At 71.5% G+C, this 19808-nt stretch carries 12 protein-coding genes and 1 pseudogene; 7 read left to right on the top strand and 6 right to left on the bottom strand.

Going from position 1 to position 19808, the window contains the following annotated elements; translation table 11 throughout:
- Window positions 1–2: 2 nt before the first annotated feature.
- The 3 genes and pseudogenes from HHL19_RS31770 to yicI form a co-directional block, all read left to right on the top strand.
- Window positions 3–1328 (top strand): annotated as a pseudogene (locus HHL19_RS31770) (glycoside hydrolase family 3 N-terminal domain-containing protein); the annotation flags it as partial.
- An 885-nt stretch (window positions 1329–2213) separates the two neighbouring features.
- Window positions 2214–2693, top strand: a complete 480-nt coding sequence (locus HHL19_RS31765; RefSeq protein ID WP_169093847.1) for a hypothetical protein — start codon at window positions 2214–2216, stop codon at window positions 2691–2693.
- The gene (gene yicI / locus HHL19_RS31760; protein ID WP_169093846.1) at window positions 2690–4972 is read left to right on the top strand and encodes an alpha-xylosidase; all 2283 of its coding nucleotides are present in this window, start codon (window positions 2690–2692) and stop codon (window positions 4970–4972) included. Before HHL19_RS31765 ends, yicI begins: the two co-directional genes overlap by 4 nt.
- Window positions 4973–5037: 65 nt before the next feature.
- Here yicI and HHL19_RS31755 read toward each other — a convergent pair whose 3' ends face one another.
- The 3 genes from HHL19_RS31755 to HHL19_RS31745 form a co-directional block, all read right to left on the bottom strand.
- Window positions 5038–6162 carry a ricin-type beta-trefoil lectin domain protein gene (locus HHL19_RS31755; RefSeq protein WP_169093845.1) on the bottom strand — a complete coding sequence of 375 codons (1125 nt, stop codon included), beginning with the start codon at window positions 6160–6162 and terminating at the stop codon, window positions 5038–5040.
- Between the two features lie 18 nt (window positions 6163–6180).
- Window positions 6181–7839, bottom strand: coding sequence for a ricin-type beta-trefoil lectin domain protein (locus tag HHL19_RS31750; protein ID WP_169093844.1), 1659 nt, complete (start codon window positions 7837–7839; stop codon window positions 6181–6183).
- An 88-nt stretch (window positions 7840–7927) separates the two neighbouring features.
- The gene (locus HHL19_RS31745; RefSeq protein ID WP_169093843.1) at window positions 7928–9355 is read right to left on the bottom strand and encodes a non-reducing end alpha-L-arabinofuranosidase family hydrolase; all 1428 of its coding nucleotides are present in this window, start codon (window positions 9353–9355) and stop codon (window positions 7928–7930) included.
- A 685-nt stretch (window positions 9356–10040) separates the two neighbouring features.
- Here HHL19_RS31745 and HHL19_RS31740 point away from each other — a divergent pair.
- From HHL19_RS31740 to HHL19_RS31730, 3 genes are all read left to right on the top strand, one after another.
- A complete protein-coding gene (locus tag HHL19_RS31740; protein ID WP_169093842.1) occupies window positions 10041–12335 on the top strand; it encodes a beta-L-arabinofuranosidase domain-containing protein in 2295 nt (764 codons plus the stop codon).
- Between the two features lie 225 nt (window positions 12336–12560).
- Window positions 12561–13916 (top strand): PHB depolymerase family esterase, encoded by a 1356-nt coding sequence (locus HHL19_RS31735; protein ID WP_169093882.1) that lies wholly within the window; start codon window positions 12561–12563, stop codon window positions 13914–13916.
- 51 nt (window positions 13917–13967) lie between these two features.
- Window positions 13968–16796, top strand: coding sequence for a glycoside hydrolase family 2 TIM barrel-domain containing protein (locus HHL19_RS31730; RefSeq protein WP_169093841.1), 2829 nt, complete (start codon window positions 13968–13970; stop codon window positions 16794–16796).
- 60 nt (window positions 16797–16856) lie between these two features.
- Here HHL19_RS31730 and HHL19_RS31725 read toward each other — a convergent pair whose 3' ends face one another.
- Window positions 16857–17279, bottom strand: coding sequence for a YjbQ family protein (locus tag HHL19_RS31725; RefSeq protein ID WP_169093840.1), 423 nt, complete (start codon window positions 17277–17279; stop codon window positions 16857–16859).
- Window positions 17280–17411: 132 nt separating this feature from the next.
- Between HHL19_RS31725 and HHL19_RS31720 the strand changes: the two genes are divergently transcribed.
- Window positions 17412–18488 carry an NAD(P)/FAD-dependent oxidoreductase gene (locus HHL19_RS31720; RefSeq protein ID WP_169093881.1) on the top strand — a complete coding sequence of 359 codons (1077 nt, stop codon included), beginning with the start codon at window positions 17412–17414 and terminating at the stop codon, window positions 18486–18488.
- Here the strand turns inward: HHL19_RS31720 and HHL19_RS31715 are convergent.
- A complete protein-coding gene (locus HHL19_RS31715) occupies window positions 18478–18684 on the bottom strand; it encodes a hypothetical protein (protein ID WP_169093839.1) in 207 nt (68 codons plus the stop codon). The genes HHL19_RS31720 and HHL19_RS31715 overlap by 11 nt on opposite strands.
- Window positions 18685–18814: 130 nt before the next feature.
- Window positions 18815–19705, bottom strand: a complete 891-nt coding sequence (mltG, locus tag HHL19_RS31710; protein WP_169093838.1) for an endolytic transglycosylase MltG — start codon at window positions 19703–19705, stop codon at window positions 18815–18817.
- Window positions 19706–19808 lie beyond the last annotated feature (103 nt).

Raw genomic sequence — 19808 nt, 5'->3', positions numbered from 1 at the left:
AAGGGCCGGCCACCGTCTTCCCGCAGGCGGCGGGCCTGGGCGCGACCTGGAACGCGGGTCTCGTACGACGGGTCGGCGAGGCGGTGCCCAAGGAGGTCCGCGCGATGCGCGCCCGCGACGACCGCGTGGGCCTGAACGTCCGGGCCCCGACCGTGAACCCGCCGCGCCACCCGCTGTGGGGCCGCAACGAGGAGGGCTACTCGGAGGACCCGAAGCCCACCTCGGCCATCGCCACCGCCTCCACGCGCGGCCTGCGGGGCGAGCACCCGGCGTACCGGCGCACCGCGCCCGTCCTGAAGCACTGGCCGACCCACGCCGACGCGACGGGCCGCGACGTCACGTCCTCCTCGGTCCACCCGCGCGTCCCGCACGAGTACGGCCTGCGGGCCTTCCGCGAGACGGTCGAGGCGGGCGCCACGGCCGGGATGATGCCGGCGTACAACCTGGTCAACGGCCGCCCGAACCACGTCCCGCCCTCTCTGCGCGAGCATCTGCGCACCCGGACCGACGAGGAGCCGCTCGTCCGCTCGGACGCGGGCGCGCCCTCCACCCTGGTCGACTCCGAGCACTGCTTCGAGACCCACGAGGAGGCGACGGCCGCCGCGTTGCCGGCCGGCGTCGACAGCTGCACCGACCACGGCACCGACAGTTCGGAGATCACCGCACGGGTCCGCGGCGCCCCGCAGCGGGGCCTCCTGACCGAGCCGGACGTCGACGCGGCGGTCCGCCGCCGGCTCTCGGTCCGTTTCCGGCTCGGCGAGTTCGACCCGGAGGACGACCCGCCCGCGCTCACCACGGCCTGCGACACCCCGGACCACCGGGCCCTCGCGCAAGAGGCGGCCGGGCAGGCGGTCGCGCCGCTCAAGAACAGCGGTGGCCTGCTGCCGCTCGTGCCCGGCATCCGGCTCGCGGTGGTCGGGCCGCTCGCCGACGCGTGCGAGCTCGACTGGTGCAGCGGTACGCCGCCGCACCGCTGCACGCCGCTGACGGGCCTGACCGAGCGGTTCGGGTCGGAGCGCGTGCGGTTCGCGGAGGGCGTACGGTTCGCGGAGGGCTTGGACCGGATCCTGCTGAAGACCTCTGCCGGAACCTTCCTGCACGTCCCGGGCGTGCCGACCCCGCGCGCCCCCGACGGCCGCCGCCTCTCCGTCGCCGGGGACGGCCCTGTCCTGGCCTCCGCCGACCAGCCCGGAGGCCGGGTCGTCCAGGAGACGTTCCGCCCGGAACCGCACGAGAACGGCCACCTCCTTCGGCACATCGGTACGGGTCGCCCCCTCTCTGTCGCCGCCGACGGCCTGAAGGTTGCCGAGGGGAACGGGGAGATCTTCGAGGACCCGGCTTCTCCCGGTCCGCGTTCGACATCATCGGTCTCCCGCCCGGCCGGGCCGACGACGCACGTGACGCTGGGAAGAGCCGGGTCGCGGTCCGCCGTGATGTGCGGTTCGTCGAAGCGCTTCGCTCGGCCGAGCAGCCGTAGCGAGGAACCCTTTACGCAGCAAGAGGGCTGACACGCGGGAGTCGTCCTTCTTACCAAGCATTGACATCACCACTTGGGGGTGGCAGCGTCGAAGCGCTTCACCAACCGATCTCTCCCAGCTCGTGAGGTGTCTCTCCCGTGGGTTCTGCTTCCCAGCCCCCCGTTCGTCGGTGGCCGTTCCGCGATCCCGCGCTCCCGTGGGACCAGGTGGTTCACCACGGGCGCTCACGCCCGAGGGCGTCGGTGCCGGGCACACCGAGGGAGCTTGCTCCGAGGCCCCTCACACCGGTCGGCCGGTGACGGCCTCGTGCAGGGGCCTGGGCGGCGAGGGCCCGTGCCCGAAGTGCATCGGGTACCCGCGCCGGCACAGCCGCCACCGTGTGGCCGTGCGCCGACCACGAAGGCGGCCGCGGCCACGGCTCGGACGTGCCCACTCGACCGGCCTGGCCGCGTCGACGGTCGCGCTCTGCCACGGTGACCTCCCGCAGGACTGGGAGACGTCATCCCCCGGGGGCTGCGCCGCAGGCGGTGGCCGGCGCGTCCGGGAGACCGTCGACGCGTTCGCGCGGTGCGCGGCCCTCGCGGCCGGGCGCCACGGGGATCGGGGCGAGCGCTGCACTCTCGACGAGCCGCGCCGCTCCGCCTTCGTCGGCTACGCCGAGAGGCGCCCCGCGCACGGGGCCGATGCCTGGGCCGGCCCGCCGCCGGCCCCCGGCGGTCGCCCGGTGACCCGGAGATGATCGGCGAGCCGCCGGACCTCCCCGGCCTCGACTTCCACAAGCCGGTGACCGCCGCCGCGCCCCACCTCGGGGACGACTCCGAGCTCCGTACCGCAGTCGGCGTGGGCCTCGGCGTCGGCGAGCCGGCCCCGTACGGCGCCCGGCACACCACCATGGGCCGGTCCGTCGTCCCGGCCGCGCTCACGGAGTTCCTCCGCGCCCCGAGACCCGCTGCCCGCGGCTCCCACCGGTCTGGATCTCCGATGACGGCTCGACCGAGGACGACACCCTCGCCCTCGACGACCTGCCTCACGCCCCGGACCGGAGCGCCGACCCGGCCGACCACCTCGTCGCCGTCGCGGATGCCGTCGCGGATGCCGTCGCGGATGCCGTCACGGCCGAAGTACACGCTTACCCGAACGCCCAAGGACAGCTACCACTGGTACCGGGGCCTGATCACCGCGCCTCGCGCGCGGGCGGAGGAAACTGCCCGATGAAGTTCACCGACGGCTACTGGCTGATGCGTCCGGGAGTCACCGCACGCCACGCCGCCGAAGTCGCCGACGTCCGGACCGACGAGCACCGGATGACCCTGTACGCGTCCGTGAAGCACGTGACCGATCGCGGTCACACGCTCAACAGCCCGCTGCTCACTGTGGAGTGCTGGTCGCCGGCCGAGGGCGTGATCGGGGTGCGTACCACCCACCACGCCGGATCGGTGCGGCCCGGACCGGAGTTCGCGCTCCCCGGCGCCGGGCCGGAGGCGGGCAAGGTGCGCCGGGACGGCGACGTCGTCGAACTCGCCTCCGGCGAACTGGCCTTGCGGGTGGACACCGCACGGCCGTGGTGCCTGGAGTTCTCCGCCGGCGGCCGGGTGCTGACCTCCGCGGGAGAGCGGGGGACCGGATTCGTCACCGACGCCGAAGGACGCCACCACATGGTGGGCCGACTCCCCCTGGGCGTGGGCGAACTCGTCTACGGGCTCGGCGAGCGGTTCACCCCGTTCGTCAAGAACGGGCAGTCCGTGGACATCTGGCAGGCGGACGGCGGCACCAGCAGCGAACAGGCGTACAAGAACGTCCCCTTCCACCTGACCAGCCGCGGCTACGGCGTCTTCGTCAACCACCCCGGCAAGGTGAGTTACGAGGTCGGTTCCGAGGCGGTCGGCCAGGTCCAGTTCAGCGTCGAGGACCAGACCCTGGAGTACTTCGTCATCCACGGCCCCACCCCCAAGCAGGTCCTGGAGCGCTACACGGCCCTCACCGGCCGCCCCGCGCTACCGCCCTCCTGGGCACTCGGCCTCTGGCTGACCACCTCCTTCACCACCGACTACGACGAGGCCACCGTCAACCGCTTCGTCGACGGCATGGCCGCACACGGCATCCCGCTGAGCGTGTTCCACTTCGACTGCTTCTGGATGCGCGCCTACCAGTGGTGCGACTTCGACTGGGACCCCGCCACCTTCCCCGACCCGACCGGCATGCTGACCCGCCTCAAGGAGCGGGGGTTGCGGATCTCCGCCTGGATCAACCCCTACATCGCGCAGAAGTCGGCCCTCTTCGAGGAGGGCATGCGCGAGGGCCACCTGGTGCGCCGCCCGGACGGAAGCGTGTGGCAGTGGGACCTGTGGCAGCCCGGCATGGCACTGGTGGACTTCACGAACCCCGCCGCCCACGACTGGTACACCGACAAGCTCCGCACCCTCCTCGACACGGGCGTCGACTGCTTCAAGACCGACTTCGGCGAACGCGTCCCCACCGACGTCGTCTGGCACGACGGCTCCGACCCCGAGCGGATGCACAACTACTACACCCACCTCTACAACGAGGCCGTTTTCGAGCTCCTGCGCGAGGTGCGCGGCGAGGGCGAGGCACTGCTCTTCGCCCGCTCCGCCACCGCCGGCGGCCAGCAGTACCCCGTCCACTGGGGCGGCGACTGCGAATCCCACTTCACCGCCATGGCCGAGTCCCTGCGCGGCGGACTCTCCCTCGGCCTGTCCGGCTTCGGTTTCTGGAGCCACGACATCGGCGGCTTCGAGGGCACCCCCACCCCCACCGTCTTCAAGCGCTGGGTGCAGTTCGGCCTGCTCTCCTCGCACAGCCGCCTGCACGGCAGCAAGTCCTACCGCGTGCCGTGGGACTACGGCGACGAGGCCGTCGAGGTCACCCGCGAGTTCACCCTGCTCAAGCACCGCCTCGCCCCCTACCTCCAGCGGGCCGCCCAGCAGGCCCACGCCACCGGCGTCCCGGTGATGCGCGCGATGGTGCTTGAGTTCCCCGACGACCCGGCCGCCGCCACGCTCGACCGGCAGTACCTCCTCGGCGACGACCTCCTCGTCGCCCCGGTCTTCACCGACGACGGCACGGTCGACTACTACGTGCCCGAGGGGACGTGGACCAACGTCCTGACCGGAGCCCAGGTCACCGGCCCCCGATGGGTGCGCGAGCGGCACGGCTTCCACACCCTGCCGCTGCTCGCCCGCCCCGATTCCGTCATCCCGCTCGCCGCGGACGACCAACACCCCGTCTCCGCCTGGGCGGACGGCGTCGAACTGCGGATCCACGCCTTCGCCGACGGGGCGGAGCGCACCGTCGTGATCCCGCGCACCGACGGCCCCGGCGAGACCGCCCGCTTCCATGTGCGCCGCACCGGCGACCGCCTCCACGTGACCACCGACAGCCCACACCCCTGGCAGCTGCGGATCGGCGGCCCGGACGCGACGGCGCACACCCGGCCGGCCGGCACCTCGGAGGCCGAGCTGCCGTACCCGGCCTGACCCCGACGCCGGATCCCTCCCGGGGACCCGAGCCCGGAGAGGGCTCGGGTCCCCGGCAGTGGTGGTCATCCGGCGGTCAGAGTGGTCCACTTCTGGTTGGAGCCGTTGTGGCAGTCCCACAGCTGGAGCTGTGTGCCGTCGGCGGTGGAGGAGCCGGGGACGTCGAGGCAGCGGCCGGAGGCGGGGTTGCGATAGCCGCCGTTGTAGGGCTGCCAGACCTGGTTGGCGCCGCCGTGGCAGGCCCAGAGCTGCACCTTGGTGCCGTTGGCGGTGCCCCAGCCGGCGGCGTCGAGACACTTGCCGAGGGAGCGCAGGGTGCCGTCGGTGTAGGCGGACCAGTACTGGTTGGCGCCGCCGCCGCAGCTCCACGTCTGGACCGCGGTCCCGTCGGCGGTCCCGGCGCCGCTGACGTCCAGGCACTTGCCGGTGACGCCGGACTGGACGCGTGCGGGGGCGGGGGCGGGGTTCCGCAGCCACCCGGCGCCGTCCGCGGCCTGGACGCCGCGGTGGAAGGCGTCGGCCATCTTCCGGTAACCCGCGTCGTTGGGGTGCAGGGCGTCGGCCAGATCGGCCGTGGTCAGGCCGCTCATGTCGACGTACGCGACGCGCTTGCCCGCCGCCTGCGCCTCGCTCACGATGCCGGGAACGGCCCGGTTGTAGGCGGCACGGTACTGCTCCTCGGATCCGCTGGTGGACACGACCAGGGAGGCGACGAGGACAGTGGCGTCGGGGGCCGCGGCGGTGACCCGGTCGACCAGGGACTTCAGCCGGGCGGTGGCGGTGGAGACCTGGTGGGAGCGGTCCAGGTCGTTGGTGCCGATGTGCAGCGTCACGACGTTGGGCCGGTAGCGGGTCAGCGAAGCGTCGGCCAGCGCGGCGATCTGCTCGATGAGGTATCCGGAGTGGCCCTCGTTGTCGGGGTCGGACATCGAACCGGCCCGCCCCGTACCCACGAAGTCCACCGGGTGGCCGTCCGCCGCGAGCCTGTCCCACAGCGGGGCCCGGTAGCCGTTGCCCGTACTGCTTCCCACGCCCCAGGTGATCGAATCGCCCAGCGGCATGACGCGTAGGGGCGTGTCGGAGGCGGCGGAGGCCGCACCGGCCGGGGTCGCCCCTGCCGCGGTCACCCCGGTCACCCCGAGCGCGGCGGCGACCAGCGTGATCAACGGGCGCATCCAGGACTTGCTCATGCGTTTTCCTTTCTCGCGTTACGGAAGCGTGGTCCACTTCTGGTTGTTCTGGCCGTGGCAGGTCCACAGGACGACGGGGGTCCCGTTGGCCGTGCCGGCCCCGTTCGCGTCGAGGCACAGACCGGCGTGGACGTTGCGCACCGACCCGTCGGCCTGCCTGGTCCACTTCTGGTTGTCCTGACCGTTGCAGGGCCAGATGACGACCGGCGTGCCGTTGGTGGTGCCCTGGCCGGAGGCGTCCAGGCACTTGTCGCCGTAGACGCGGATCTCGCCACCGGCCCACGTGGTCCAGAGCTGGTTGGCCGCCGTGTGGCAGTCCCAGATCAGCGCCTTCGTCCCGGCCGCGGTGGAGGCGCGGTCCACGTCCAGGCAGCGGCCCGACCCGGTGCCGCGCAGACGTGCGGTGGTGGAGGCCAGCGGGCTTCCCCCGGTCATCCGGAACACGGCGACACCGTGCGCGGGCACGTTCGCGGAGACCTGGCCGGAGGTGCTCGACGTACCGCCGGTCCACAGGTCGGTGAGGGCGAACGACTGCCCGGCGAGGCCGACCTGCGCCGCCGTGGCGGTGATGGTCCTGGGGCTCCCTCCCCTGTTGAGCAGGCCGACGGCGACCGAGCCGTCGGACAGGGGCTTGGCGAACACCTCGGTGTCGCCGTCGTCACGCACCCTGCGTCCGCCCGCCCCCAGCGCGTCCTGGTCGACGGCTATCAGGCGGGGGTTGCGCAGGATGGCGCTCACGTCGGCGGACATGGTGCGGATGTCGTTGCCGGCCATGAGCGGGGCACCCATCAGGGCCCACAGGGCGAAGTGGGTGCGGGCCTCGGTCAGGGACAGGCCGGGGCGGCCGACGACCAGCATGTCGGGGTCGTTCCAGTGCCCCGGACCCGACTGCGCGGCCAGGGGTGCGGTGACGTCGAGCACGTTGCCGACGCCCATCGGGTAGCTGTTGGTGTTGGTGTTCTGCCAGATGTCGAGCAGGTCCTCGGTCGTCCGCCACAGGTCGGCGACCTCACCCCAGTCGTAGGTGGCGCCGGTGGGGGCGTGGAAGCTGTTGGGGTTGATGCTGTAGACGATCGGACGGCCCGTGGCGCGCAGGGCGTCGCGCATGAGGGTGAACTGCGCGACCTGCTCGCCGAGGGTGCCGCTGCCGGAGCACCAGTCGTACTTGAGGTAGTCCACGCCCCAGGAGGCGAACGTGGCGGCGTCCTGCCTCTCGTGTCCCTTGCTGCCCGTGGAGCCGGGGTAGGTGCCCACGCCCTGGGCACACGTCTTCTCGTTCGGGGCCTGGTAGATGCCGAACTTCAGGCCCTTGCCGTGGATGTAGTCCCCGAGCGCCTTCATGCCGCTGGGGAACGTGGTGGGGTTGGCCCGCAGGTTGCCGGCCGCGTCACGCTGCGGGTCGAACCAGCAGTCGTCGACCACCACGTACTGGTATCCGGCGTCCCGCATACCCGAGGACACCATCGTGTCGGCGGCCTGGCGGACCTGCGCCTCGGTGATCCCGCATCCGAAGCTGTTCCAGCTGTTCCACCCCAGCGGAGGGGTGAGCGCGGGGCTGCCGGGCGCCGCCTCGGCGGTCGTGTCGGCGGTGGCGGGGGCGGAGGCGGTGACGCAGGCGGTGAGCGTCAGCGCGGCGGCCGCGAGGAGTCGCGGTAATCGTCGGTACGGGGGAACCATGGGGTTCTTCCTTCCTGGCCCGCACGGCGTGGGCCGCCGTGCGGGCCGGATCGGCGGGGTCATGAGTGGTGCTCGGGTGCCGCGGGGTTCAGCGCTGCAGGGTGAGCAGGGCCGGCCGGTACGGCAGTTGCTGGTAGGGGGTTCCCTGCGGTGTGGCGGGGTCGTAGCCCTGGTAGAGGAACCGCAGGTTGCAGGGGTCGATGGTCATGGTCTGGTCGGCGTCGACGCGGATCAGGTCACCGTGGCTGATGTCGTCGGTCCAGGTGGCGCCGCTGTTGGCCTTGCCCGCGAAGGGGCTGCTCTCGCTGCCGGCCTGGACGGTCCACGGACCGTCCAGGCTGGAGGCGGTGAACGAGCGGAAGAAGCGGTCCTCGTTCGCCCCCCGTGCCTCGACGATCATGAGGTACTGGTTCCGGCCCTGGACCTTGTAGACCTCCGGCGCCTCGAACAGGTTCTTCACGGTGTCGCTCATGACCGTCGTGTACGAGGAGCCGAAGTTGCCGGGGAAGTTCCCGATCGGCAGGGTCGACCGGTAGATCTTGCCGTTGTCGTCGGCGAAGAACAGGTGCATGTTCCGGTCGTCGCCGATCAGGGTCGGGTCGATGGGGCCGGACTCGGGGAGGCTGCCGGTGAACAGCGGCTGCGGGGCGGACCAGCCGTTGGGATCGGTGGGGTCGCTGGACGTGCGGTAGGCGAAGGGCCAGGCGGTGCCCCATCCGTTCGAGGCCAGTACCCAGATGTTCTTGGGTGCGAAGTAGAAGAGCTTGGGCGCCACCGCCAGGCCCTGGTCCATCCCGGTCTGGGTGGACGTCGCCATGTCCTGCCAGTCGGTGAAGGGACGGAACGCCATCGTGCCCCACGAGGAACCGTCGGACGTGGTCGCGTAGACCAGGTTCTGGCCGTTGTACGGGACGGTGGTGAAGTCCTTCAATGCGGCCCACCCGTTCGCCGGCCGCGCCAGCGGGCCGGTCGAGGTCCACCGGTACGTCGACGGAAGGGCGCATGTGTCGCCCGGCCCGGACAGACCGGTCCACTTCTGGTTGTCACCGCCGTGGCAGTTCCACAGCTGTACGGCGGTGCCGTCGGCCGCGCCACCGCCCGACACGTCCAGGCACAAGCCGGACTCCACGGCGACGATCGTGCCGTCGGTGCCGACCCGCCACCGCTGGTTCGTACCGCCGTGACAGCTCCATATCACCGGCCGGGTCCCGGCCGTGGTGGCGTGACCCGGAACGTCCAGGCACTTGTCGCCGTACACGGTCAGCCGATTGTCGTCCGTCAGCGTCCACCGCTGGTTGGTCCCGCCGTGGCATTCCCAGATCTGCAGGTTCGTGCCGTCGGCCCGGCCGGCTCCCGGCACATCGAGACACCGGCCGGAGCCGGCACCCCGCAAGGCGCCGCTGGTGGCCGCGTGGGCCGGTCCGGCGACGAGCATCGCCGCCAGCGAGACCAGAGCCGCAAGCACGGCGGGAAGCGCCAGGAACGGATGTCCACGGGGGATTCGGCGTCTGCGCATAGTGACCTCACACATCCTTGAGTCAGCGATTCGAGCGCCCGGGCCCGGAACCGGGCCCCTTCCGGGGTGCGGGGCATGAGGTGCCCGGTCTCCGGCGCCGCCGGACGAAGCCGCACCGCATTTCCGGGGAATGTTCGAAATGACGAACAGCGTGCGATACTTCGTGCAGAAGATAGATTCGCCCCGAGGCGTCGTCAACGTTTTCGACGAGTTTCGCCACGGCGCATGGCACCCCCGCCCGGATCACGAAATCGCCGGGCCCCCCACACAGTTGACCCACGCATCGGATGCCGTTTACGTTCAGCGTCGACCGTGTCGGACCATTCGACCTGTTCGAAATATCGAATATCGAATATCAGAGGTACGGGGACAATCCCTCCCCCGGAAGCAACCTCATGGCCCAGCCCTGGGCGAGGTGAGCACGAACCGGGAAGCACTCTTCGCCGGTCCGGAATAGTACGCACGCATTCGGGCGAATCCCGCTCGAACTCTTCCGGACGGCTATTTCGCCGTGTCGCCCGAAATCACTTCCCCTGGTTCGTCACCGGCGCCTCGAACCAGCGATGGACCTTCCTCCGCTGGACCTTCCTCCATGTCCCCGGCCGGGGCTTCCCGAGGGTGGAGCGGAAACCTCGCCGGGTGTCACCGACCGAGCAATCGCCCTCTCGTCATCGAAAGGTGCACGATGTCTTCCTCCATCAGCCGACGGCGCCTGCTGCAGGCAGCCGGGATCACGGCCGCGGGATCCCTCATGGGCGCACATCCCGCACAGGCGGCCGTTCCTCCCGCAAGGGCCGACTCAGGGGTCTCGGCGCACCCCTTCGCACTCGGCCAGGTCCGGCTCACCGCAAGCCGATGGCTGGACAACCAGAACCGCACGCGGAACTATCTGCGGTTCGTCGACGTCGACCGGCTGCTGTACAACTTCCGCGCCAATCACCGGCTCTCCACCGGCGGCGCCGCCGCCAACGGCGGCTGGGACGCACCGGACTTCCCCTTCCGCACCCACGCCCAAGGACACTTCCTCACGGCCTGGGCACAGCTGTACGCCGTGACCGGGGACACCGTCTGCCGGGACAAGGCCACCTCCATGGTCGCGGAGCTGGCCAGATGCCAGGCCAACAACGACGCCGCCGGTTTCAACGCCGGATACCTCTCCGGCTACCCCGAGTCCGACTTCACCGCTCTCGAACAGCGGACCCTGAGCAACGGCAACGTGCCGTACTACACCATCCACAAGACCCTCGCCGGCCTGCTGGACGTATGGCGCCACATCGGCAGCACACAGGCCCGTGACGTACTGCTCGCCCTGGCCGGATGGGTCGACCGGCGCACCGGCAGGCTGAGCGGCCCGCAGATGCAGGCCATGCTGCAGACCGAGTTCGGCGGCATGAACACCGTGCTGACCGACCTGTACCAGCAGACGGGCGACGCGCGGTGGCTCACCGTCGCCCAGCGGTTCGACCACGCCACGGTGTTCGACCCCCTGGCGTCCGGGCAGGACCGGCTCAGCGGACTGCACGCCAACACCCAGGTGCCCAAGTGGATCGGGGCCGCCCGGGAGTACAAGGCCACCGGCACCACCCGCTACCGGGACATCGCCACCAACGCCTGGAACTTCACCGTCGACGCGCACACCTACGCCATCGGCGGCAACAGCCAGGGGGAGCACTTCCGCGCCCCGAACGCGATCGCCGGCCACCTGAGCAAGGACACGTGCGAAAGCTGCAACACCTTCAACATGCTCACCCTCACCCGGGAGTTGTTCACGCTGGACCCGAACCGGGTCGCGCTGTTCGACTACTACGAGCGGGCGTGGCTCAACCAGATGATCGGCCAGCAGAACCCGGCCGACGACCACGGCCACGTCACCTACTTCACCCCGCTCGATCCGGGAGGCCGACGCGGAGTGGGCCCGGCGTGGGGCGGCGGCACCTGGAGCACCGACTACGGCACCTTCTGGTGCTGCCAGGGCACGGGCCTGGAGATGCACACCAGGCTGATGGACTCCGTCTACTTCCGCAGTGACGACACGCTGATCGTGAACCTGTTCGTGCCCTCGGTGCTCGACTGGTCGGAACGCGGGATCACCGTCACCCAGACCACGGCGTACCCCGTCAGCGACACCACGACCCTGCGGGTCACCGGCGACGTCAGCGGCACGTGGGCCATGCGCGTCCGCATCCCGAGCTGGACCTCCGGGGCCACGATCAGCGTCAACGGCACGCGACAGGACATCACCACCACCCCCGGCAGCTACGCCGTCCTGACCCGCTCCTGGACCTCCGGCGACACGGTCACCGTCCGGCTGCCCATGCGGGTCATCACGCGAGCGGCCGACGACGACCCGAACGTCATCGCGATCACCTACGGCCCGGTGGTCCTGTCCGGCGACTACGGCGACTCGGCGCTCGGCTCCCTCCCGACGCTGAACACGTCGTCGATCACACGGACCAGCAGCGGTTCGCTCGCCTTCACCGCCACCGCCGACGGCTCCCCCGTCGACCTGGGCCCGTTCCACGACGCGCACGGCCACAACTACACCGTCTACTGGAACACCAGCGGCACCGTCCGGCTCGCCAACGTGGGCAGCGGTCTCGTGCTGGGCATCCAGAACATGTCCACGGCCGACGGTGGCCGCGCTCTGCAATGGAACGACTCGGGCACCGCCGACCACGACTGGCACATGATCGCCGACGGCAGCACGGTCCGCTTCCGCAACGCCCACAGCGGCAAGGTGCTCGGCGTCCTCAACATGTCGACGACGGACGGAGCGACCGTCCTGCAGTGGTCGGACAACGGCACCGCCGACCACCGATGGACGCTGCTCGACCAGGGCGACGGAACCTACCGGATCCGCAACGAGCACAGCGGCAAGTTGCTCGCCATCGCGAACGACTCCACCGCCGTGGGTGCGTTCGCGGTCCAGGACTCCGACGACGGCACGGCCGACAACCGGTGGCGCATCGTGAGGAACTAGCCCGCCGAGGAGACCCGGCCCCACCCTCGGCCTCCTGCGTCGGCGACGACTCCTCTCGTCGCGGCGATCAAGGTCGGCCGGCGGCCGCCGGCGAGCATTGAAGCGCTTCACCCACAACTCTCTCGCAGCGCCAGGCATTGACACCACACCCCGGTGATGGAAGCGTCGAAGCGCTTCACCACCTGGTCCTTCCCGGCCGCACCGGATTCCAGAAAGGGCACCGTCATGTCCCGGAAGTCCCCGAAGCGAAGCGTCACGGATGTACTGACAGCCCTGCTGACGGCGGTCTCGTCGCTGATCGCGGCGCTCGTACTGACCGGCACCTCGGCCGCCACCGCGTCGGCCGCGTCACTGACCGAGGTGACCGACTTCGGCAGCAACCCCGGAAACCTGCGGATGTACGTCTACAGGCCCGACAACGCTCCGGCACGCCCGGCCGTGCTGGTGGCGGTGCACTACTGCACCGGCACGGCGCCCGCCTTCCACGCCAACACGCAGTTCGCCCGCCTGGCCGACCAGTACGGGTTCGTCGTCGTCTACCCGGACGCGAACGTCAGCGGGCAGTGCTTCGACGTCTCCTCGCCCCAGGCACTCCGGCATGACGGGGGGAGCGACCCCACGAGCATCGCCTCGATGGTCCGGTACACCCTGCGGAACATGAACGCCGACCCCGCCCGGGTCTATGTCACCGGCGCCTCGTCCGGCGCGATGACGACCAATGTCCTGCTCGGCGACTACCCCGACCTGTTCAAGGCCGGTGCGGCGTTCATGGGCGTGCCGTTCGGCTGCTTCGCCACCACCGACGGCTCCGGCTGGAACAGCGCCTGCTCCACCGGCCGGATCACCAAGACCCCGCAGGAGTGGGGCGACCTCGTCCGGAACGCCTACCCGGGATACGCCGGCCCCCGGCCGCGGATGCAGCTGTGGCACGGCACCGAGGACGAAGCCCTGGACTACGTGAACTTCGGTGAAGAGATCAAGCAGTGGACCCATGTGCTCGGGGTGAGCCAGACCCCGGTCCTCACCGACTCCCCGCAGCCCGGCTGGACCCGCACCCGCTACGGCTCCGCCGGCACGCAGGCACCGGTCGAGGCGATCAGCATCCAGGGCGCCGGGCACAGCCTGCCCGCCGACGGCATGGCGGCCCGGGCCATCGCCTTCTTCGGACTCGACGGATCCGGCGGGGACGGCGGGACCACCACGGGCCCGGTCCACGCCATCGGTTCCGGAAAGTGCCTGGACGTGCCCGGCTTTTCGCAGAGCAACGGCACCCGGACGCAGATCTGGGACTGCAGCGGCGGCGCCAACCAGACCTGGACCAGCACGTCGACCAAGCAGCTCACCGTCTACGGCGGCGCCAAGTGCCTCGACGCGACCGGCACCACGGCCGGTGCCGGAGTCGCGATCTGGGACTGCAACGGCGGCACCAACCAGCAGTGGGACCACAACGCCGACGGCACCCTCACCAGCGTCCGGTCAGGGCTCTGCCTGGACGTGACCGGAGCCTCCACCGCCAGCGGCGCACGGGTCCAGCTGTGGGACTGCCACGGCGGCAGCAACCAGCAGTGGCGCCTCGGCTGACGCCACCGCCCAGAACTTCCCTCCCGATGGTTTCCGAAAGCTGGAGATGTCATGCAACTGTCACGCCGTGGCGTTCTGGTCCTGGGCGCGGCCGGAGCGGCCCTCGCCGGAGGCCTTCCCACGGGCTCGGCCCGGGCCGCCGAGGCCGGGACGGCCGGCGGAACGGACGCTTCGACGCGCACCGAGCGCGTGTATCTGTCCGGTGAGGACGCCGACCACCCGGTCGACTGGGACTTCCTGTGCACCAGCGGCCGGCGCAGCGGCAGTTGGGGCAGCATCCCGGTCCCGTCCAACTGGGAGTTCCACGGATACGGCACCTACAACTACGGGTGGAACCTGCGCCCGGAGGAGAAGGGCCGCTACCGGCACACCTTCACGCCGCCCGCCCACTGGCGTGACCGGCGCGTCTTCCTCGTCTTCGAGGGCTCGATGACCGACACCGAGGCGTGGATCAACGGCGAGCCGACCGGGCCCGTCCACCACGGCGGCTTCTACCGGTTCCGGCACGAGGTGACCGGAAAACTGCGTCCGGGCCAGGACAACCTCCTGGAGGTGACCGTCAGCAAGGAGTCCGCCGACGACTCCGTCAACCGGGCCGAACGCCTCGGGGACTACTGGAACTTCGGTGGCATCTACCGCCCCGTGCACCTTGAGGCGTTCCCGCTCCGGCACATCGAGCGCATCGCCGTCGACGCCCGCGCCGACGGCACGCTGCGGATCGACGCCCATCTGTCGGGTACCGGCTCGGCCGACCGTCTCACCGCCCGGGTCACCGACCTCTCCGGGCGCCCGGTCGGCGCCCCGTTCACCGCGGCCGTCGCTCCCGGCGACACGACGGTGACCCTCAGGACCGCTGTCGACTCCCCCCTCCGGTGGACGGCGGAGACACCGCACCTCTACCGCGTCGAGGTCGCACTCCGCGCCGACGGCGACCGCACCGTCCACCGCGTCGACGAGAGATTCGGCTTCCGCACCGTCGAGGTGCGCCCCGGCGACGGCGTGTACGTCAACGGCGTCAAGGTCCTCCTCAAGGGAGCCAACCGGCACACCATCTGGCCCACCTCCGGCCGGGCGACCAGCGCGCGCATCAGCCGCAAGGACATCCTCCTGATGAAGGAGATGAACATGAACGCGGTCCGGATGGCCCACTACCCGCCGGACCCGCACTTCCTCGACCTCGCCGACGAACTCGGCCTGTACGTGCTCGACGAACTGGCCGGCTGGCAGAAGTCCTACGACGAAGCGGCAGGCAGGCCCCTCGTCGCCGAGATGGTCACCCGTGACGTCAACCACCCGTCGATCCTGTTCTGGTGCAACGGCAACGAAGGCGGCTGGAACACCGCCCTCGACGGCGACTACGCCCGCCACGACCCCCAGCAGCGCACGGTGCTCCACCCCTGGGCGAACTTCGGCGGCGTCGACACCGACCACTACGAGACGTACGACAGCACGCGCCGCATCCTCCGGGAACGGGGGGACGTCTTCATGCCCACCGAGTTCCTCCACGGTCTCTACGACGGCGGCGCCGGCGCGGGCCTCGACGACTACTGGAAGCTGATGGGGCGTGAACGGCTCTCTGCCGGAGGCTTCCTGTGGTCACTGATCGACGAGGGCATCGTGCGGGACGACCTCGGCGGCGCCGTCGACGTGGCGGGCAACGCCGCGCCCGACGGCATCCTCGGCCCCTTCCGTGAGAAGGAGGCCAGCTTCTACACGATCAAGGACATCTGGTCGCCGGTGCAACTCGCCGAGCCGGAGCGGTTCGCCTCCGGCCTGCCGGACGACTTCGACGGGCGGATCCGCCTCACCAACCACTACGCCTTCACCAATACCCGTGCCTGCCGGTTCACTTGGCGGCTTGTGGACTTCCACACCCCGTCGCAGCGGCGGGACGGCCATACGGTCCGCGCCCAGGGCACCGCCTCCGCGCCGGACATCGATCCCGGCGGGCGAGGTGTGCTGCGCCTGCCCCTGCCGTCCAGTTGGCGCCGCGCCGACGCCCTCGCGCTCACCGTCACCGACGCCGACGGACACGAGCTCCACAGCTGGACCTGGACCATCACATCCGCCACCGACCAGGCTCGACGGCTGGTACGGACGGGCCCGGGACCAGCCGTACGCGGCCGGCTCGCGGACGGCAGGCTCACCCTCACATCCCGCCACACCACCGTCACGCTCGACGCCACGACGGGCCTGCTGGCCGGCGTCACCCACCGAGGGAAGCACTTCGCGCTCTCCCGTGGCCCGCTGCCCACCACCGGAACGGCCGACCTCGCCCGCCTGACGCACGGGCCCGACGGCAACGGCTACACGGTGGAGGCCGAGTACTCCGGCGTCCTGCGCCACGTCCGGTGGTGTCTGCACCCCAGCGGCTGGCTGCGGCTGGACTACCGCTACCACCTCACCGGCGAGCACGACCTCTTCGGCGTCGGCTTCGACCATCCCGAATCGCAGGTGACCGGCGTGACATGGCTCGGCCACGGGCCGCACAGGGTGTGGAAGAACCGGCTGCGCGGGGTCGCGACGGATGTCTGGACGAAGCAGTACAACGACACCGCGACCGGTGCCGACGGCTGGGTGTACCCGGAGTTCAAGGGCTACCACGCGGACGTCCGCTGGGCGTCCCTGCACACCACCGCCGGACGCATCACCCTGGTCTCCGAGGACGAGAACCTCTACCTCCGCCTCTTCACCCCCCGGTTCGGCCCCGACCCCCGCCACACCGCGCCGCCCTTCCCGAAAGGCGATCTCTCCTTCCTCGACGCCATCCCGGCCATCGGCACCAAGTTCGACCCACCGGCCGCCCTCGGCCCCAGCGGCGCCCCCACCACGGCGACGGGCGACTACGGCCGAACCCTGTACTTCCGGTTCTCCCCGTAGCCTCCGCCGACGAACCAGGCCAGGGCACGGATCCCGGAGAGTGCGAGGGCGGCCTCGGGACTAACCGAGGAACGACAAGCGGACCTGGCGGTTCGGGTTGTCCTTGTTGGTGTCGACCAGGCAGACCGACTGCCAGGTGCCGAGGCTGAGGCGGCCCGCGATGACGGGGAGGGTGGCGTGGGGCGGGAGGAAGGCGGGGAGGACGTGGTCGCGGCCGTGGCCGGGGCTGCCGTGGCGGTGCTGCCAGCGGTCGTCGGCGGGGAGCAGGTGGTGGAGGGCGGCCAGGAGGTCGCTGTCGCTGCCGGCGCCGGTCTCCAGGACGGCGAGGCCGGCGGTGGCGTGGGGGACGAAGAGGTTGAGGAGGCCGTCGCGGCCGAGGGCCGTCTCCGTCAGGAAGTCCTCGCAGGCGCGTGTCAGGTCGGTGACCGTCTCCCGGGAGCCGGTGGTGAGGCTGAGGACGCGGGTGGTGAAGGAGTGGGACATGGGGCCATCCTGCCGCGCGGGCGGCGGTGGCGCTCGGCCTCGTGGCGGGATGATCGGCGGCGGCCGGAGCGCTGAGGGGTGGGGAAGATCCTGGGGCGGGCCATAGTTAGTAGAAACGTGAACGAAAATTTGGTGGACGTGGTGGTGGTCGGGGCCGGGCAGGCGGGGCTGTCCGCCGCGTTCCATCTGCGGCGGGTGGGGCTGGAGCCGGAGCGGGACTTCGTGGTGCTCGACCACGCGCCGCGCGCGGGTGGGGCGTGGCAGTTCCGGTGGCCGTCGCTGACCTACGGGAAGGTCCACGGGATGCACGCGCTGCCGGGGATGGAGCTGGTCGGCGCCGATGCCGCCCGCCCCTCGTCCGAGGTGATCGCGGGGTACTTCGACGCGTACGAACGGCGCTTCGGGCTGCGGGTGCACCGGCCGGTGGACGTGACCGCCGTCCGGGAGGGCGCGGGCGGGCTGCTGCGGGTGGAGAGTTCGGAGGGGGTGTACGCGGCCCGGGCCCTGATCAACGCCACCGGGACGTGGGACCGGCCCTTCTGGCCCCGGTATCCCGGACAGGAGACCTTCCTGGGCAGGCAGCTGCACACCGCGCGGTATCCGGGGCCCGAGGCGTTCGCGGGGCTGCGGGTGATCGTGGTGGGGGGCGGCGCTTCGGCGACGCAGCACCTGCTGGAGATCGCGGAGTACGCCGCCGGGACGACCTGGGTGACGCGGCGCGAGCCGGTCTTCCGGGAGGGGCCGTTCGGCGAGGCCGAGGGGCGGGCGGCCGTCGCCCTCGTCGAGGAGCGGGTGCGGCAGGGGCTGCCGCCGCGGAGCGTGGTGTCGGTGACCGGGCTGCCGCTCGACGACGCCATCCGGGCGGGGCTCGCGAGCGGGGTGCTCGACCGGCAGCCCATGTTCGAGCGGATCACGCCGACCGGGGCCGTCTGGACGGACGGCCGTACGGTCGACGCGGACGTGATCCTGTGGGCGACCGGCTTCCGGCCGGCCATCGACCACCTGGCCCCGCTGCGGCTGCGCGGGCCGGGTGGGGGCATCCAGCTGGAGGGGACCCGCGCCGTCCTCGACGAGCGCGTCCATCTGGTCGGTTACGGGCCCTCCGCCTCGACGATCGGCGCCCATCGGGCCGGTCGTGCCGCGGTGGCCGAGATCCGCCGTCTGCTGGCACGCGGGCCGGAGCGCGCGCGAGAAGCCGTCACGGTCTGAGCGAGCCGTCGCGCGGGCGCCGCCACTCCCGCTCCGGCGCGTACCCCGGCCCGTCCTCCAGGTAGACGGCGCTCCGACTGAGGAGGACCTGGGTGAGGACGTCGTGGGCGAGGGCGAAGTGCCGCTCGTCCGGGTGGGTGGTCAGCCGGATGTCCACCCAGGCGTCGTCGAAGTCCACCCCGCTGACCCGGGCCACCCGTCTCGCCTGCCAGGAGGTGATGGGAGACCAGATCCAGCGACGCCGCCTGAGTCGTCTGAGCTGCTTCATGCGCTGCCCAACGAGCCCGTCGCCCTCGCGATGCGATGGAAATCGGTCTAAATCGGGGTCAGTCGGACCCTTCTCGGTCGCCGCCCTTCCGGACCTCTTGCCGTCGTCGCTCGTTGAACTCGGCGACGTTCGCCTGGTGGGTCGCGTAGTCGGCGGTGAAGCGGGTGTCGCCGGGGGTGACCGTGACGAAGTAGAGCCAGTCGCCGGCCGGTGGGCGGAGTGCGGCGGCCATGGCCTGCTCGCCGGGGTTGCCGATGGGGGCGGGCGGGAGGCCCTGGTGGGCGTAGGTGTTGTAGGGGCTGGTGTTGCGGGTGTCCTCGACGGTGGTGTCGACCGTGCTGCGGTCCAGGGCGTAGTTGAGGGTCGAGTCCATCTGGAGGGGCATGCCGCGGGCGAGCCGGTTGTGGACGACGCGGGCGACCTTGGCCATGTCCTCGGGGGTGTCCGCCTCGGCCTGGGCGATGCTCGCGACGATCAGTGCCTGGTGGGCGGTGAGGCCGTGGGCCCGGGCGGCCTCGGCGGTCGCCGGGGTGCCGAGGCGACGCCCCGCGGTGGCGATCATGTAGCGGAGCAGGCCCTCGGCGGTGGTGCCTTCGGGGAGCGGGTACGTGGCGGGGAAGAGGTAGCCCTCCGGGTTTCCGGCCGCCTCGGGCGGGAGTCCGAGGGCCGCCGCGGGGGCGGAGGCGACCGTGCGGGCGGTGCCGTCGGGCAGGGCGAGGGCGCGGTCGACGGCCTCGTACACCTGGGCGGAGCGCCAGCCCTCCGGGACGAGGAGGCTGGGCGGCACGGGCGGGGTGGCGGGCTCGTCGTGCGGGAGGAGGAGCAGGAGGGGGACGGCGGCCGCGACGGCGAGCGCCACCAGCGCCCCGGCGAGGACGGCCAGCCGGCCGCGGCGGGTGAGCCGGGGGCGGCGGCGGGGTGCGTACGGGGAGGGCGGCCGGTACGGCATGGGCGCACCGTAACCCGGCGGCCCGGGGATTCCGGGGACCCCGCACACGGCGGCGCCGCCGGTTCCCTGGGACGGGGAACCGGCGGCGCCGGGAACTGCGTGC

This window comes from Streptomyces sp. R302 (genome assembly GCF_012927245.1).
In the GTDB taxonomy this organism is placed as follows: domain Bacteria; phylum Actinomycetota; class Actinomycetes; order Streptomycetales; family Streptomycetaceae; genus Streptomyces.
The sequence above is the reverse complement of the archived record's forward strand: the minus strand, read 5'-3'. Positions and strand labels throughout refer to the sequence as shown.

Coding starts and splice junctions, on each gene's coding strand:
- HHL19_RS31740 (WP_169093842.1), top strand. CDS start 10,041: ATGTCTTCCTCCATCAGCCGACGGCGCCTGCTGCAGGCAGCCGGGATC.
- mltG (WP_169093838.1), bottom strand. CDS start 19,705: ATGCCGTACCGGCCGCCCTCCCCGTACGCACCCCGCCGCCGCCCCCGG.
- yicI (WP_169093846.1), top strand. CDS start 2,690: ATGAAGTTCACCGACGGCTACTGGCTGATGCGTCCGGGAGTCACCGCA.
- HHL19_RS31735 (WP_169093882.1), top strand. CDS start 12,561: ATGTCCCGGAAGTCCCCGAAGCGAAGCGTCACGGATGTACTGACAGCC.
- HHL19_RS31725 (WP_169093840.1), bottom strand. CDS start 17,279: ATGTCCCACTCCTTCACCACCCGCGTCCTCAGCCTCACCACCGGCTCC.
- HHL19_RS31755 (WP_169093845.1), bottom strand. CDS start 6,162: ATGAGCAAGTCCTGGATGCGCCCGTTGATCACGCTGGTCGCCGCCGCG.
- HHL19_RS31765 (WP_169093847.1), top strand. CDS start 2,214: ATGATCGGCGAGCCGCCGGACCTCCCCGGCCTCGACTTCCACAAGCCG.
- HHL19_RS31745 (WP_169093843.1), bottom strand. CDS start 9,355: ATGCGCAGACGCCGAATCCCCCGTGGACATCCGTTCCTGGCGCTTCCC.
- HHL19_RS31730 (WP_169093841.1), top strand. CDS start 13,968: ATGCAACTGTCACGCCGTGGCGTTCTGGTCCTGGGCGCGGCCGGAGCG.
- HHL19_RS31750 (WP_169093844.1), bottom strand. CDS start 7,839: ATGGTTCCCCCGTACCGACGATTACCGCGACTCCTCGCGGCCGCCGCG.